At 40.0% G+C, this 16,587-nt stretch carries 11 protein-coding genes; 10 read left to right on the forward strand and 1 reads right to left on the reverse strand.

The window, feature by feature from the left end; genetic code table 11:
* Positions 1–30: 30 nt before the first annotated feature.
* The 7 genes from BW139_RS07040 to purF all read left to right on the forward strand — a co-directional run bounded on the left by BW139_RS07040 (position 31) and on the right by purF (position 10,581).
* A complete protein-coding gene (locus BW139_RS07040; RefSeq protein ID WP_076919197.1) occupies positions 31–4,392 on the forward strand; it encodes a FimV/HubP family polar landmark protein in 4,362 nt (1,453 codons plus the stop codon).
* 166 nt (positions 4,393–4,558) lie between these two features.
* The gene (gene truA / locus BW139_RS07045) at positions 4,559–5,353 is read left to right on the forward strand and encodes a tRNA pseudouridine(38-40) synthase TruA (RefSeq protein WP_008468339.1); all 795 of its coding nucleotides are present in this window, start codon (positions 4,559–4,561) and stop codon (positions 5,351–5,353) included.
* Positions 5,354–5,515: 162 nt separating this feature from the next.
* Positions 5,516–6,391 (forward strand): acetyl-CoA carboxylase, carboxyltransferase subunit beta, encoded by an 876-nt coding sequence (gene accD / locus BW139_RS07050; RefSeq protein ID WP_008468345.1) that lies wholly within the window; start codon positions 5,516–5,518, stop codon positions 6,389–6,391.
* 25 nt (positions 6,392–6,416) lie between these two features.
* Positions 6,417–7,682, forward strand: a complete 1,266-nt coding sequence (gene folC / locus BW139_RS07055; protein ID WP_076919198.1) for a bifunctional tetrahydrofolate synthase/dihydrofolate synthase — start codon at positions 6,417–6,419, stop codon at positions 7,680–7,682.
* 11 nt (positions 7,683–7,693) lie between these two features.
* Positions 7,694–8,320 carry an SPOR domain-containing protein gene (locus BW139_RS07060; RefSeq protein WP_076919199.1) on the forward strand — a complete coding sequence of 209 codons (627 nt, stop codon included), beginning with the start codon at positions 7,694–7,696 and terminating at the stop codon, positions 8,318–8,320.
* 221 nt (positions 8,321–8,541) lie between these two features.
* A complete protein-coding gene (locus BW139_RS07065; RefSeq protein ID WP_076919200.1) occupies positions 8,542–9,036 on the forward strand; it encodes a CvpA family protein in 495 nt (164 codons plus the stop codon).
* A gap of 18 nt (positions 9,037–9,054) precedes the next feature.
* On the forward strand, positions 9,055–10,581 hold the full coding sequence (gene purF / locus BW139_RS07070) for an amidophosphoribosyltransferase (RefSeq protein ID WP_008468349.1): 1,527 nt from the start codon (positions 9,055–9,057) through the stop codon (positions 10,579–10,581).
* A gap of 87 nt (positions 10,582–10,668) precedes the next feature.
* Here purF and BW139_RS07075 read toward each other — a convergent pair whose 3' ends face one another.
* Positions 10,669–11,268 (reverse strand): Yip1 family protein, encoded by a 600-nt coding sequence (locus tag BW139_RS07075; protein ID WP_008468350.1) that lies wholly within the window; start codon positions 11,266–11,268, stop codon positions 10,669–10,671.
* A gap of 198 nt (positions 11,269–11,466) precedes the next feature.
* Between BW139_RS07075 and miaE the strand changes: the two genes are divergently transcribed.
* From miaE to BW139_RS07090, 3 genes are all read left to right on the forward strand, one after another.
* Positions 11,467–12,237: a tRNA isopentenyl-2-thiomethyl-A-37 hydroxylase MiaE gene (gene miaE, locus BW139_RS07080; RefSeq protein ID WP_076919201.1), complete on the forward strand. Its 771-nt coding sequence runs from the start codon at positions 11,467–11,469 to the stop codon at positions 12,235–12,237.
* Between the two features lie 188 nt (positions 12,238–12,425).
* Complete coding sequence (locus BW139_RS07085) at positions 12,426–14,654, forward strand: EAL domain-containing protein (RefSeq protein ID WP_076919202.1); 2,229 nt, start codon at positions 12,426–12,428, stop codon at positions 14,652–14,654.
* Complete coding sequence (locus BW139_RS07090) at positions 14,647–16,584, forward strand: sensor histidine kinase (protein ID WP_076919203.1); 1,938 nt, start codon at positions 14,647–14,649, stop codon at positions 16,582–16,584. Before BW139_RS07085 ends, BW139_RS07090 begins: the two co-directional genes overlap by 8 nt.
* Positions 16,585–16,587: the final 3 nt, after the last annotated feature.

Consider the following 16,587-nt stretch of genomic DNA (forward strand, 5'->3'; position numbering starts at 1 on the left):
GCGTTAACATTTAAACATTAAAGGATCAGCATGCGCGGTTTCGTTTCACTTATTATATTAGCGTCTGCACTGATGGTAACGACTGTTTACTCTCAAGACAGTACCCAGTTAAGAGGGCCTAAAGGCGCAGATTATGGCGCACAGGGGCGTTCTATTGGGCCAATAAAACCAACCGATACACTTTGGCGCATTGCCGTTAAGGTTCGTCCTGATAATTCAGTAAGCATTTATCAAGTTATGCAGGCTTTGTATAACAAAAACCCTAATTCATTCTTAGAACAAAACTTAAACCATATGCAAAGTGGTTCTTATTTAAAGATACCGACTTTGGCAGAAATTAGACGAGTAGATCCGCAATTAGCTAAGCAGCGCTCTGAGCAAGATGATGACCTGTGGGAAAAAAAGAAAAACGGTACGCTCACCCAAGCAGAAATTAATTCAGCACAAACAAAAGTAACGCAAGCACGCAAAGCAGATGTTGATGAAGCCAAAAAAGAATTACAACAAGAATTAAAAGCGATTAAGACTGACCAAAGCAATAAATTGGTTGAGCTTCAGCAGCAGTTTAAAAGCTCTGTGAGTAACGTAGAAGAAATTTTAGTTGAAAACAACAATCTTAAAAAACAACTAACAGGTATTTCAAGCGAATTAGAAAACGTTCGTTTACAACTAGGCCAAGACAGTGAAATTCAACAACAGTTAAAAGAATTAATCCTTAAACAAAATGAGATTATTGCACAGCAAAAATTAAAGGACGCACAGCAAGAGAGTGAATTTAGTTTTGCAGCGTTATTGTCAAACCCTTTGGTGCTCATTTTATTAATGACTATTCCAGCTTTGTTGATTATTTTTGCCGTTGTTATGTGGCTGCGTAAACGTAGTAATGATCAAGAGCCTGAAAGTAATGATGATGAGTTTATTCCACAAGCCCCTGCTTTTACTGATCCTATAGATGAAGTGCCAGAGCCCTCACTCGATGAAGCACCAGCTCCCGATCCGCTTGATGATTTAAGTGTGCAGTTAGACGATAACATGGATGACGTGTTACTCGATGATGATGTGGAATTTAACGATGATCTCGATGATGACAGTTTACTAGATCAAGATGAGTTAGAAAGCCTACTCAATAATGATGTGGTTTTTGAAGACGAAAACACAGAGGACGATGAGCTAGATGTTTTCATGCAACAAGACTTTGATAGCTCCGATGGCGATGATACTGGCGACACGATTGATCTTGATGAATCAGATGACATTTTAAGTTCGGATGACTTAGATAGCCTGTTTGATGAAGAAGATGACGATGCACTGCCTGATGAATCTAAAGGTGAATCGAATGATGATATGGCAGCACTCAGTGAAGAGCTAGCCGAAGAGGGTGAAGACTTTGACATTGATGATTTGCTTAATGAGAACAATGAGCAAACAGCTGATGTATCAGCACAAGCCGATGATGACGAGTTTGATATAGACGATTTACTTGATGCTGAGCAACCAGCGGCTGAAGCTCAAAGCGAAGAGCCTGATATTGACAGCTTAGTTGAAGAAGACGACGAATTTGATATAGACGATTTACTCGACGCTGAGCAACCAGCGGCTGAAGCTCAAAGCGAAGAGCCTGATATTGACAGCTTAGTTGAAGAAGACGACGAGTTTGATATAGACGATTTACTTGATGCTGAGCAACCGGCTACTGAACCTCAAAGCGAAGAGCCTGATATCGATAGTTTAGTTGAAGAAGACGACGAATTTGATATAGACGATTTACTCGACGCTGAACAACCAGCGGCTGAAGCTCAAAGCGAAGAGCCTGATATTGACAGCTTAGTTGAAGAGGACGATGAATTTGATATAGACGATTTACTCGACGCTGAGCAACCAGCGGCTGAAGCTCAAAGCGAAGAGCCTGATATTGACAGCTTAGTTGAAGAAGACGACGAGTTTGATATTGATGATTTACTTGATGCAGAGCAACCTGAAACTGATGTTCATGACTCTGAAATAGATCATGCATTGGCAGACTCAATAGAAGATTTAACTGACGCGCAAGAAGAATTAAATAGTGAAGATATAGAATCTATTGCTTCATCTTTTGCTGAGCCAGAGCTTGAAGCTGAGTCAGAAGTTGCAGCCGAGCCAGAAGTTGCAGTCGAGCCAGAAGTTGCAGCTGAGCCAGAAGTTGCAGCAGAGCCGGAAGTTGAAGCTGAGCCAGAAGTTGCAGCTGAGCCAGAAATTGAAGCTGAGCCAGAAGTTGCAGCTGAGTCTGACGTTAAAGTTGATCAAGACGCAGTAGATGGCTTAGAAGGTGATTTTTCAGATAGCTCATCGACATTACTCGACCCAGAAGATGCGCTTGATGAGTACAACGATGAAAACCTTGAAAGCGTAGATGATCTACTGAGCGAGTTAGAACAAACAAGTGATGATTATGTCGAAGCGCCTGATTGGTCGATTGATGGATTAGATGAGCAATCAGAACCAGAACTTGAAGTTGAGCCAGAACTTGAAGTAGAACCAGAGCTTGAAGCTGAGCCAGAACTTGAAGTAGAACCAGAGCTTGAAGCAGAGCCGGAACTTGAAGCAGAGCCAGAACTTGAAGTAGAACCAGAGCTTGAAGCAGAGCCAGAGCTTGAAGCAGAGCCAGAACTTGAAGCAGAGCCAGAGCTTGAAGCAGAGCCAGAGCTTGAAGTAGAACCAGAGCTTGAAGTAGAGCTTGAAGTTGAACCAGAACTTGAAGCTGAACCAGAACTTGAAGCAGAGCCAGATCTTGAAGCTGAACTAGAGCTTGAAGCTGAGCCAGAACTTGAAGTAGAACCAGAGCTTGAAGTAGAACCAGAGCTTGAAGCAGAGCCGGAACTTGAAGCAGAGCCGGAACTTGAAGCAGAGCCAGAACTTGAAGAAGAACCAGAACTTGAAGAAGAACCAGAGCTTGAAGCTGAACTAGAGCTTGAAGCAGAGCCAGAGCTTGAAGTAGAACCAGAGCTTGAAGCTGAGCCAGAACTTGAAGTAGAACCAGGGCTTGAAGAAGAGCCGGAATTTGAAGTTGAGTCAGGGCTTGAAGCTGAGCCTGAACTTGAAGTAGAGCCAGAGCTTGAAGCAGAGCCAGAGCTTGATGTTGGGTCAGAAGATGATTTTACCGATACGTCTTCTACTTTACTCGACCCCGAAGATGCGCTTGACGAATACAACGATGAAAACTTCAAAAGTGTCGATGATCTTTTAAGTGAACTTGAGCAAGTAAGCGATGAAGATGAACACGTACCTGACTGGTCAATGGATGACTTAAACGATGAGCTTGATGAAGAGGAAATTGATTTAGGCGATGATCCGCTTGCTGGCGATATCCAAAGCAATGATTTATCAACAGATGACGATGAGCTTTATGAGCCTGAAATAGTCACCCCAAGTGAAGAACTTGAGGAGTACCCTGAGTTAGAACTTGATGATGAACTGCCTTTATCTGATGAAGAGCAACAATCACTAACTCCAGAAGAGCTACAAGGTGATAATTTAGACGGCGATGCCACAGGTATGTCGCCTAGTCAGGCTGAGCAAGATCTCGCTAATGCATTATCAGCAGGTAACGACCTCGATAGTTTAGAAGATGATTTTGATGATGAGCTGTTACTTAACAATGAGTTTTCAGAGTTAGATATAGAGCAAGCTTTAGATAATGATATTTCAGAGTCTGCAGATCTGACTGAACAAGCTGCAGATGAGCAAGCTGTTAGCTCTAATGATGATTTTGACGATGATCAACTTGATGCGTTAACAGAGTCAGCTGAATTTACCGATCAGCAAACAAATGCTGATCGTGAAGCTGATTTAACGAAAACTTCAGTACCATCAGAATCAGAAATGATTTCAGATGATGAACTAGATGATGAGTTCATGGCTGATTTAACGCAAACAGATTTTGATGCATTACTGAATGAGCTGGCAGAGCCTGATGATGTTGATTTAAGCGACAGCAGTGAGTTTGATGTTGATTTTAATAGTTTACTCAACGAAGACTTAGCTGATGATAAAACACCACCGTCGCCAGCGCCAATTGAGCAACCTGAGGTTACTGAAGCTTTAGAACAAGATGACTTTGTTGATATCGATGCCTTGTTAGAGCAAAGCGATGAAGCGGATATAGATCACGAACCTTACACCGACGTTGATATGGATGTTGGCTTAGGTGACTACGATTCATTACTCGCTGGTGATAACCCTATGGATGTAGATACCCAAAGCGGTGGTTACTCAGCCAAGCTTGATCTTGCCCATGCGTATATTGAGATTGATGATGCTGACTCAGCAATTAAAATCTTAGATGAGATCATTAATAACGGCCCAGACGACGTGCAAGAAGAAGCACAAAGTTTAAAGGCTAGACTTAAAAGTTAATAATTAGATATATTCGAAAATAACTTAGCTGAAAAACCCGCCATAAGTAACACTAATAGCGGGTTTTTTGTATTGCACAGTTAGGAACCTTGGTTCGCTGCTTTTATTGGAACGCCATATAGCATAAAATGCAGCGTCGATTAGCACAGTAGGTAAAGCAGTTATTATGCGAGTAGCACTTGGAGTAGAATACAATGGCGCGCGTTACAGTGGTTGGCAGCGTCAATCACATGTAAATAGCGTACAACAAGAAGTAGAAAAAGCGTTGTCGCGCATTTGTAATCATCCAGTTGAAATTGTATGTGCTGGGCGTACCGACGCCGGGGTGCATGGTACGGGTCAAGTGGTACATTTTGACACCCATGCTGAGCGCGAAATGGTGGCCTTTACATTAGGCATGAACACCTTATTACCTAAAGATATAGCTATTCGTTTTGCACAGCCTGTGGTTGAAGACTTTCATGCACGCTTTAGTGCAACTGCCCGTCGTTATCGTTATGTTATTTATAATTACGCATTTCGTGGTGCGGTATTAAATGAAGGTGTTACTCATTTCCATCATCCATTAGATGAAGTGAAAATGCAGCAGGCTTGCCAATATTTAATAGGTGAGCACGATTTCACCTCGTTTAGGGCGCTTCACTGCCAAGCCAATACGGCAACGCGAACGATTCAGCATTTATCGGTACAGCGCCAAGGTGCTTATGTCATTATTGATATTAAAGCCAATGCATTTTTACATCATATGGTACGTAATATTACCGGTTGTTTAATGGATATCGGTTTACATAAACATGAACCCATTTGGTTAAAAGAGCTGTTAGATGTTAAAGAGCGTGCTAAAGCAAGCGCTACAGCAAAAGCGGCGGGTCTATATTTAGTGGATGTTGATTACCCAGAACATTTTAACATTCCTAGAACGCCGCTGGGGCCGTTGTTTTTAGCCGATACCGAGATTTAATAGCTAAATAGGTGTTATTTTTAGACGCTGTTATTCATAGGGCTAACTACTAAGACCAGTTTTTTATACCGTGACAGCGTAATTCATGTTTTAATTGGAAAAATTTGTTTGCATGGTTAACATGTAGACTCGCGACACAGAACAGCATTAAGAGAGTTGCAAATGAGTTGGCTAGAAAAAATCTTACCAAAAACGACTAAATCTTCAGGTCGTAAAGAAATTCCAGAAGGTGTATGGGCTAAATGTACGTCATGTGATTCAATTTTATATAAAGCAGAATTAGAAAAGTCACTGAATGTATGCCCTAAGTGCGATCATCATATGCGTGTTAGTGGTCGTAAACGTCTTGAACAGTTTTTAGATGACGGTGACCGCCAAGAGTTAGGCGCTCAACACGAACCTAAAGATGTGCTTAAATTTAGAGACTCTAAAAAATACTCAGATCGTATTAATGCAGCTCAAAAATCAAGTGGCGAAAAAGACGCACTTGTTGCAATGAAAGGAAACCTAAAGGGTATTCCAGTTGCTGCTGTTGCATTTGAATTCTCATTTATGGGTGGCTCAATGGCATCGGTTGTAGGGGCTCGTTTTGTTGACGCGGTTGACCAATGTTTAGAGCATAATATGCCGCTAATTTGTTTTTCTGCATCGGGCGGTGCACGTATGCAAGAAGCCCTTATGTCACTTATGCAAATGGCTAAAACCAGTGCTGCACTGGCTAAAATGACCGAAAAAGGCTTACCGTTTATTTCTGTTATGACCGACCCAACAATGGGTGGTGTATCAGCATCATTAGCAATGCTTGGTGATATTAATGTTGCAGAGCCTAAAGCTTTGATTGGATTCGCCGGTCCGCGTGTTATTGAACAAACCGTGCGTGAAACACTACCAGAGGGTTTCCAGCGCAGTGAGTTTTTATTAGAGCATGGCGCAATCGACATGATTATTGACCGTCGAGAAATGCGCGATACACTAGCACGTATCCTAGCAAAATTTATGAACTTGCCTTCTACGGAACAAGAGCATAGAGTAGCGTAAATTTCAGCTTTACTGATTACATGCTATGACAAAAAAAATTCCTAGCCAATCATCAAGCCTTGATGATTGGCTTTGTTATTTAGAGAGTGTTCACCCAGCTAATATAGAAATGGGCTTAGAACGCGTTGCTCGTGTTGCTAACAACATAGGGCTTTTAACTTCCTCAAGTAAAATCATTCTTATTGCAGGCACCAATGGCAAAGGAACAACAGCTCGTTGTTTAGAGTCATTATTATTAGCCCAGGGTTATTGTGTTGGCACGTATGCTTCACCTCATTTAGTTCGCTACAACGAACGTGTTCGCGTTAATGGCGCAGAGCTTGACGATCAATATCATGTCGATGCGTTTAATTTGCTAGAGCAAGGGCGTGGTGACACACCATTAACCTATTTCGAATATGGCACCTTAGGCGCGTTAGCAATATTCAAGCGTTTAGAGGTTGATTACGTGCTGTTAGAGGTAGGTTTAGGCGGGCGTTTTGACGCGACCAATATTGTTACCCCTTTTGCTAGCGTGATCACCACCATCGATTTAGATCATAAAGAATATTTAGGTGATACCCGTGAGCTGGTGGCTTATGACAAGGCGGGAATTTTTAGAGAGAGTACCCCGGCAATTATTGGGGATTTAAATATTCCGCATACAATGACCGATTATGGCAAAGAAATTAACGCTAATATGGTGCTATCGGGCAGCGACTTTATTTTTAAAGAGTATGCGCAGAGTTTTAGTTGGCAATTTAAAGAACATAAACTCGAGTTACCTAAACCGGCCATCCCATGTCAAAATGTGGCTACCGCATTAACAACATTATCGGTGTTAAATTTATTACCAACAGATGAAGTAATAACTCAGTGTATAGCCAACTTAGTGGTAGAAGGGCGCTTTCAACAATTAAGTGAGTCGCCATTAGTGTATACCGATGTGGCACATAACCCTGAGTCTGCACGCTATTTAGCAACTAAGTTAGCAAGCTATAAAGATAAAGGCTTTAAAATTCATGCATTAGCCGCTATGCTTGCTGATAAAGATAAAGTCGGTGTGCTTAAAGAAGTGGTTGATGTAGTCGATGAATGGTCGTTGGCGAGTTTAGGTGGCCCGCGTGGCGATAGTGCCACTAACCTACAACAGGCGCTTTCAAGCATACCCAATAGTCATTTTAAACAGGGTTATAGCAACGTAGAGGTAGCATTGGATGCTATTTTGCCAAACCAGCCAACTAATACATTATTAATTGTGTTTGGATCATTTTTTACCGTGGCTGGCGCTATTCATTACTTTAAAAAATAGAGAGGATGTCGGTGAACTCAGGTTTTATTAATCGCTTAGTCGGAACAAGTATTGTGGTGATTGCAGCAATTGTGTTTATCCCCAATATACTCGATGGTGAAAAAGTGCACTATAAAGAAGGCTTTAAAGCGATTCCAGAACGCTCTGAGTTCAAGACCATTGATTTGCAAGAATCAATTGATCAGCAAGTAGCAAATGCAGAACCATTAAAAGAGGATGAAATTGAAGACATTCAGCCTGATGATGCTGCATTTGAGCAACAAAACAACTCCGCTGAAACAGACGTTAGCGCACAGCCTGCAATGGTTGAAGCGGTCATAGCCGATACAAAACAAAGTACAGTAACCGCTGGGCAAGATGATGTTACGCGTAATACTAATGAAAACTTAACAAGTATGGCGTATGTCATTCAGCTAGGCAGTTTTTCGCATGCGGCTAATGTAAAAGCGTTGCAGGCCAAGCTAAAAACGCAAGGCTTTAAAAGCTTTACTAGGCCAATTAAAACGCCAAATGGTACGTTGACTAAAGTATTTGTAGGGCCGTCGTTAAGTAAACAAGAGCTGCAGTCTCAGCTTCCTGCGCTTAAAGAGCTAACTAAGCTAAACGGTAAAGTCACTCAATTTGAGGTGGCAAAATAACTTAGTCATTAATAGGTGAATGTGTTTGTCAGCTGATATTACACATTTACTTATTCTATTAGTTCAAACCTGTTCTACCCTCACTTTTAGTCTGTATATTTCATGCTATTTTTAATCTAAAAACAGCATGTTTTTACTCGCCTGTAATCTCTCGCTTAAACTTGCATCACTAGGAGGTTTAGGTATAGAATGCGCCCAAAATTAGCGACTAATTGGTTCTTATGATCTGGGTTGATTACGCCATTCTTGGCATTATTGCACTCTCTACCATCATCGGTTTAATACGCGGCTTTGTTAAAGAAGCTATGTCATTAGCGGTATGGGCAGGGGCTTTCATCATCTCCAGCTTATTTTATCAATATTTAGCTTCCTTCCTAACATCCATTTCTGAACCCCTTTTAAGAAATGCGGCGGCCATTGCCATATTATTCTTTGCGACGCTATTGTTAGGCGGTTTACTAAACTATATTTTAGGTGAGCTTGTACAGCGAACCGGATTATCCGGCACAGACCGTGTTTTTGGTTTGGTGTTTGGTGCTCTTCGAGGCGTGTTGGTCGTGAGCGCGTTACTCTTCTTTCTTGATGCTTTTACTGGTGCGCCAAATACGCATTGGTGGGGCAACTCTATTTTGATTCCAGAATTTGGCTTTGTAGTTGAATGGTTCTTTTCGTACCTAGAAAACAACTCGAGCTTTTTAAATTCAGTAAACCGTTAATCGGCGAGGATAAATTACATGTGTGGTATCGTTGGAATAGTCGGAACATCGCCAGTTAATCAGGCGATTTATGATGGCTTAACCGTTTTGCAACACCGTGGCCAAGATGCTGCGGGTATCATAACTATTGAGAACAATACATTTAGCTTGCGCAAAGCAAATGGCCTAGTGAAAGATGTATTTCACACTCGTCATATGAAACGTTTGCAAGGCAACATTGGCATCGGCCATGTGCGCTACCCAACGGCGGGTTCTTCTAGCTCGTCAGAGGCTCAGCCGTTTTACGTGAACTCTCCTTTTGGTATAGCACTTGCTCATAATGGTAACTTAACCAATGCAGAGTCGTTAAAAGAACAGTTATTTTCAGAAGCACGTCGCCATGTTAATACCACTTCTGATTCTGAAATTTTGCTTAACATCATGGCACATGAGCTAAGTAAGCCAGACAAACTTAAACTAGACCCTGAAGATATTTTTACAGCGGTTACTGAAGTTAACAATAAAGTGACGGGTGGTTATGCCACTATTGCCATGATTATCGGCCATGGTATTGTGGCGTTTCGCGATCCAAATGGTATTCGTCCTTTAGTATTTGGTAAACGTGAATCTGCTGCGGGTACTGAATACATGTTTGCCTCAGAAAGTGTGGCGCTAAAGCCAGATGGCTTTGAGTTTATTCGTGATGTTGCACCAGGCGAAGCAATTTATGTGACGGAAAAAGGCGAGTTTCATTCTTTTACCTGTGCGGATAAAGTGTCTTACTCACCGTGTATTTTTGAATTTGTTTACTTTGCGCGTCCGGACTCAACCATTGACCGTATGTCGGTTTATGCAGCACGTGTAAATATGGGGACTAAATTAGGCGAGAAAGTAGCCCGTGAGTGGGCAGATAAAGACATTGATGTCGTTATTCCTATCCCAGAGACTTCGTGTGATATCGCTTTAGAAATGGCACGCGTGCTTGACTTACCTTACCGCCAAGGCTTTGTTAAAAACCGCTACATTGGCCGTACGTTTATTATGCCTGGCCAAGAGCTACGTAAAAAATCAGTGCGTCAAAAACTCAATGCGATTGACCGCGAGTTTAAAGGTAAAAATGTTCTACTTGTTGATGACTCAATTGTACGTGGTACCACCTCAGCGCAAATAGTTGAAATGGCCCGTGAGTCTGGTGCTAAAAATGTTTACTTTGCGTCAGCGGCACCGGAAATACGCTTTCCAAATGTATACGGTATAGATATGCCATCGGCGGCTGAACTCATTGCACACGGCCGTGAAGTTGAAGATATTAACCAAAGCATTAGCTCTGATGGATTAATCTTTCAATCATTAAGTGATTTAATTGCTGCAGTTAGCCAAGAAAACCCTGAAATCACTAAGTTTGAAACGTCAGTGTTTGATGGACAATACATTACTGGCGACGTTGATCAAGACTACCTAAATCGTATTGATAAGCTACGTAACGATTCTGCTAAAAGCACCCGCGAAAATGCGATGTCGTCTGGTTTAGAAATACATAATCAAGATGAAAACGAATCTGATTAATAGTGTAGTTACAGTCTAATAGTTATATTAACTGTAAATAAAAAAGGAGCTTAATTGCTCCTTTTTTGTTTTTCAAAAAACTGTTTTTTAGGTAAACATAGGGCTGATTATACCGTTGGTCCATAGCATCGCGGTAAGTGCTAAAATAATAACCAGCAAAATTAGTCCACAGGTTACAACAGAACTTGCGTAAATAAAGCCGCGCTCCTGTGGAATGTGCATCAAAATAGGGACGCCGGTATACAGTAAATAAACTGAGTAAGCGAGCGCCACTAATCCAACACATACCACAAACCACAACTCAGGCCAAAAGGCTGCCAATGCCGACATAAACACCGGTGTTGCGGTATAAGCTGCCAGCTCAATAGTTTGGGTAAAGGTTGGTTTAGCGCCAAAAGTAACTGCCATCCAATGGGCTAAATAGGCAAGAGCAAATACACCACCAATTAAAGCAACATACATGGCTGCGCCAATCATCAGTGCGCTTTCATGGGTTAAAAATACCAGGTTACCTGTGCCGATACTCCAGCCTAAGTAAACTGATGAGTAGTATCCCATTGCAGAGGGAAATAAAGCGATAAGTAAAATATGCGATAAGCTATAGGTTAAGCTTTCGTGACGGTTATCAATTGTTTGCCATTCTTCGAGTGGGTGGGCGTATAAGCCCCATAGGTGATTTAGTATCATTGCGTGCTCTCCATAAAAGGATAAATTACTGTTTGGTTATAATTGGTTTGTTTTTATACAGTCCTTTTAGTTATGGTTCAGTAAGTATACAAAGTCAAGTTAACCATGAGCTTGTAATAAGGGTGTGTGTTTATTTTATTCAGCGTAATATTTCATGTTAAAATGCCGCAATCGCAATTTTAGCAATGAGAAGTCAGCGTGCCACATAGCCAACTTTTAGAACCCATTAATAACTTTTTATTATGCAGCACCCCCGATGAGTGGGTTGAGCAAGCAATCAAAAAAGAAAACTTACCCATCATATTAATTGATCACTTAATTTGTGAGCTAAAAGCAGCCCAAAGTGCGATGTTTTTAATTCGTAAGTATGCAGTAGATAAAGACAGCAGTGATGCACTGCTTGAGTGGCTAAAACCATTTGAAACGCTTATTTATAAACGTGAAGGGAATTGGCGCGATTTAGCGGCTAAAAATAAACTGACAAAGTCTATTATTCCTAAATCTAACTCATCTTATGGCCAAGACTTAATTGATAAAATGGTGATGTTAATAAAAGAAGAGTTGCATCATTTTTATCAAGTGTTGGAAATTATGGATGAATATGGTGTTGAATATAAAAGTATAACCCCATGTCGTTACGCTAAGGGTATGTTGCGTAATGTTAAAACGTTTGAACCCAACGCCCTAGTCGATAAGCTTATTGTAGGTGCGTACATAGAGGCACGCTCGTGTGAACGTTTTGCTGCGCTTGCCCCGCATGTAGATAAACGCTTAGGTGACTTTTATATTTCATTGTTACGCTCAGAGGCTCGCCACTATCAAGACTACTTAACCCTTGCTCAAGACATTGCTGATTTTGATATTACTGAACGAGTAAAAGAATTTGCTGAAATAGAAGCGCAACTAATTACATCAGACGATGAAGACTTTAAATTTCACAGTGGCGTACCCGTTACTGTTTGCCAATAACCCGTTTTTTCACCTGAAGCTGCTACGGTCAAGTAATTAGCTGTAGCAGTTACCTTCTAATGAAACGTTGTGTTTAAATTAGACACATCCAATACCCTCACCTAATATTAGAATTGTTATTTAACTTATTGCTTTGTAATTCATTTTAATAACAAGGTCATACCTTATTTATTATTGGGTGAGAAGATATGCAAGATAAAGAGGGATTATTTGTATTTGCAGCTGAAGAAGAACAAGCAGATACAGATCTGAAAGCATGGAAAATATTAACCGTTGAAGATGATCTTGATTATCAAAACGCGTTAGTTAACAGCTTAAAAGAACTAAAAGCCAAGGATGGTTATAAATACGAGCTGTTAACAGCAAATACGGTGCCAGAGGCTGCTTTGGCGTTGAGCATGCACCCTGATATTGCACTTATTTTTATAGATGTGGTGATGGAGGAGGATGACTCAGGTCTGCGTTTAGTGAATACTATTCGAGAGGTCATCGGTAACGCAGAAATGCGTATTGTGCTGTTAACAGGGCAACCTGGTTTTGCACCAGAGAGCGATATCATGAAAATGCTCGATATCGATGAGTACTGGAATAAATCAGACCTATCTGCCGAGAAGCTGCAATCCATTGTTAATAGTAATATGCGCACTTGGGAGTATATCTCACAAATTAGGTCAGCCAAGCAAGGTTTACAGTTGGTGCTTGATGCATCTAGAAGTATTAACGGTAAGCACGATATGGCCTCTTTCTCTTATGCTGTGCTTAAAGAAATTAGCAACATTTTAAAAATAACCGAAGGGGGCGGTATTTTTTGTTCGAGTAATTCAAACCCTAGCTCTGAATGTTTAATACTCTCAACCCATGGTTGCTTTAGTGGCATTAAAGGGCAACCTGTGGGACCTAATCTGCCTGCAGAAATGCTGAAAGACTTTAAACAAGCGATTAGAGAGCGTCGTCATATTTTTTCAAAGCACCACAGTGTGTTTTTTTTCGAAACGCCAGATCAGCAGGGCGCTGATTACATTACTATCGTCAAATCAGACAACCCAATTAATGAGCAAAACGAATATTTACTTAAAGTATTTAGTGAAAATGTGAGCACAGGATTTGCTAATATTTCGTTATTAAATCGCTTAACCGAGCTTGCTTATACCGATGTGTCACTTAACTTGCAAAACCGTAACTGGTTAACCCGTGAAATAAAGAACATGAATGCGCAGGAGCGGCTAAAAACGCGATTGGTCATTTTTGATATTTATCAGTTTGACGAAAAAGCATTCACCTTTGGTCATGAATTTTGTAATAAATTAATGAAGTTAGTTTACCAGAGTATTGTTGATAGCTTTGCTAGGTATGACCCTCGCATAGCATTAGTTAGTAGCAGAACATTTGGCATGTTAGTCAGTGTTGATTTTGATATTTCAGAGGCTATTAGTTACTTTCAAAATAAACAAAAATTCGAAATCGAGCAGGTAAAACAATACATTGATGTGCGTATTTTAGAATTAAAATTAAGTGTAGCTTTAAACTTAACACCTGAAAAAGTAATCAGCCTTGCAGAGTCGAGCCTGAACTCTTCGCAGCTAAACCAAACTAAGTATATTCAGCATACCGAGGAAAAAACAGATCAAATTACTCGTCGTTATGAGCTGATGGCTGAGCTCAGAACGGCTATAGGTAATAAAAGTTTACAGGTGGCGTTACAACCCAAAATCAGCTTATCAACCTTGAAACCAGCAGGTTTTGAAGCGCTCGCTAGGTGGCAAAGAGCTGATGGCAGCTTTGTACGCCCTGATGAATTTATAGAGTTAGCTGAAACAGCCGGATTAATTAATGAACTAGACCATGTGATTTTTGAGAAAATACTCGAAGTGATTAACCAACTTAAAGAGCAAGGCTACAACTTACCCGTTGCGTTTAATGCATCGTCTTATGACTTAGTTGAGCCAAGTTATTTTGAGCAGATAAAAACTAAAATTGAAGAGTACGATATTTCGCCCTCTATGCTTGAGCTTGAGGTGACCGAAACACAAGCTATTAGTAATTACAGCCTAATTAAAGAAGCACTTGAACGGTTTATTGATTTAGGTATTAAAGTCAGTATTGATGATTTTGGTACTGGTTACTCATCGTTGGCTCACATTAATGAAATACCGTCTACGTCGATAAAAATAGATCGCTACTTTGTCTGTGATCTTGAATTTAATGACAACAATCAGTATATGATTAAAATGATACTGTCTTTGGCAAAGCAATTTAATTTTTCGGTGATTGCTGAAGGGGTTGAGAATGAATTTGAGGCAAAGTGGTTACAGCAACAAGGCTGTGCAACAGCTCAAGGGTATTATTTTTCTAAACCTTTATTTTTAAAAGAGCTGTTCGTGTGGTTAAAGCAGTATGAAGTGATAAAAAATGAATAGTGTTAATAGTTTGCCAATTGGTTCAAAAAAAAGTGTGCTAGTTAAATCGCTATTTAGTTTATTTATTACTTTATTTATTGGTTGGCTAGTATATGAACAAATATACCAAGAAAAAATAAATACCATAAAAGCTAAGCAAGATGAAAAGTTAGTCCTTATCAGTGGTGATTTTTCCAAAGAACTCAGTAGCATTAAAAAGCTAACTCGTATTCTGGCTCAGGGGTCGGTTTTAAAAAGTGATAAACAAAACAAGCCCTTACAACTAGAGCAAAGCAGAGATGAAATAAATAACTACTTTTTAAATTTTGCCGCTCTCTCTAATAATATCGCGCAAATTCGCTGGCTAGATACACAAGGCCAGGAGCAATACCGCATTAACGCAGTGAATGGTGTTGGCGAAATTGAAGCGCCCGATGGTTTGCAAAATAAGCAAAACCGTTACTATTTTCAAAAAGGCATGCAGGTCAGTGCCCCAAATATATTTGCCACAGAGATAGATTTAAACATTGAACGCAACAAAATTGTAAAGCCTCTTCAGCCAACAATCCGCGTAACCTACCGTACCAATAAAGAAAACTACCTATTAGATGGCTTGCTAGTTGTAAACTTTAACTTAGATTACTTGTTTAGTCAGATTAAGAGTTACAACCAAGAGGGTACTTTGATCAGCATTTTAAACCATGATGGTTTTTGGTTATTAAATAGTGATGCAAACTTAGAGTGGGGGTTTATGTATGGTAACAATGAGCAAACACTCGCTTTAAAAAAACCTGATCTTTGGCAGCAAATTATTGATGGCAAAGTAGAATATGGGTCACATTTTTTCAATAATGGTCTTTATACTTACCGTCGTTTTTCTATTTTTTCATTGCGTGAGAATAAAGGCAGAATTAGTGACACTGATAAAGAGTTAATTATTCTTGTAAGTAGTCCAGATGAATCGCTAATATCTGCACAAAGTGTAGCCTTACAGTTAGCGTTGTTGTGTAGTGGCTTACTGTGTTTAATTAGTTTTGGTTTTATTTATCGTGAGTATAAGTTTCAAAATAAGTTGTTAACCCTCTCGCATAAATTACATATAGAAAAGATAGAACTAGATATAGTGAACCGAGAGCTTGATGCCACTATAAAGCAGCAACAACAGCTACAAGAAGGATTAATAGAAGCACAAAAACTATCTTCATTAGGGTTGCTCGTGGCAGGTGTTGCTCATGAAATGAATACGCCTATTGGAGGAGCCGTTATTTCTGTTTCTAATGCAGATATGGCATTGAGTAAATTAAATGCAGCGATTAAGCAAGGGCTGACTAAATCAACGCTAGAGGAAACAACAACCAGTATTGGTGAGAATCTAGCGCTGGCTAAAATTAACTTAAATAAAACCGCTGTATTAGTGAAAAGTTTTAAAAAAATGGCCATTGATCGCCACAATGATGAATTTATTGCATGTGATATTGAAAAAATTATTGAAGAGCTATTATTGTCATTAAACTCCAGATTAAAAAATTCACCGATAAAAGTGAAAACTATTTTCTTGCTCAATAAACAGGTGATTAGTTTGCCAGGGATTATTTCTCAGGTGGTCGAAAACCTTGTAATGAATGCGTTAAATCACGCTTTTGATGATAAGCAAGAGGGAGTGATAGAAATAAAAGTAGAGCAAGCGACAAATAATAGCGTAAGGCTCAGCGTGTCAGATAATGGTAAAGGAGTTAATAATGACACTAAAGCAGATATATTTGAGCCTTTTTATACAACCGCACGGGGTAAAGGTAATACCGGTTTAGGTTTATATATGGTGCACCAATGGGTAACACAAGTTTTGAAAGGAGACATCAAACTTCATTCAGAACCACAAAGCGATGCTTATTTTAAAACACAATTTATTATTACCTTGCCTGACTTAGCAGCAAAGTCTCATTACGATTAATTA

It is taken from the genome of Pseudoalteromonas sp. SK18 (assembly GCF_001974855.1).
GTDB lineage: Bacteria > Pseudomonadota > Gammaproteobacteria > Enterobacterales > Alteromonadaceae > Pseudoalteromonas.

What these genes read in the sequence shown, in the direction of transcription:
- BW139_RS07040 (WP_076919197.1), top strand. Translation starts at nt 31, where the DNA reads ATGCGCGGTTTCGTTTCACTTATTATATTAGCGTCTGCACTGATGGTA.
- truA (WP_008468339.1), top strand. Translation starts at nt 4,559, where the DNA reads ATGCGAGTAGCACTTGGAGTAGAATACAATGGCGCGCGTTACAGTGGT.
- accD (WP_008468345.1), top strand. Translation starts at nt 5,516, where the DNA reads ATGAGTTGGCTAGAAAAAATCTTACCAAAAACGACTAAATCTTCAGGT.
- folC (WP_076919198.1), top strand. Translation starts at nt 6,417, where the DNA reads ATGACAAAAAAAATTCCTAGCCAATCATCAAGCCTTGATGATTGGCTT.
- BW139_RS07065 (WP_076919200.1), top strand. Translation starts at nt 8,542, where the DNA reads ATGATCTGGGTTGATTACGCCATTCTTGGCATTATTGCACTCTCTACC.
- purF (WP_008468349.1), top strand. Translation starts at nt 9,055, where the DNA reads ATGTGTGGTATCGTTGGAATAGTCGGAACATCGCCAGTTAATCAGGCG.
- BW139_RS07075 (WP_008468350.1), bottom strand. Translation starts at nt 11,268, where the DNA reads ATGATACTAAATCACCTATGGGGCTTATACGCCCACCCACTCGAAGAA.
- BW139_RS07085 (WP_076919202.1), top strand. Translation starts at nt 12,426, where the DNA reads ATGCAAGATAAAGAGGGATTATTTGTATTTGCAGCTGAAGAAGAACAA.
- BW139_RS07090 (WP_076919203.1), top strand. Translation starts at nt 14,647, where the DNA reads ATGAATAGTGTTAATAGTTTGCCAATTGGTTCAAAAAAAAGTGTGCTA.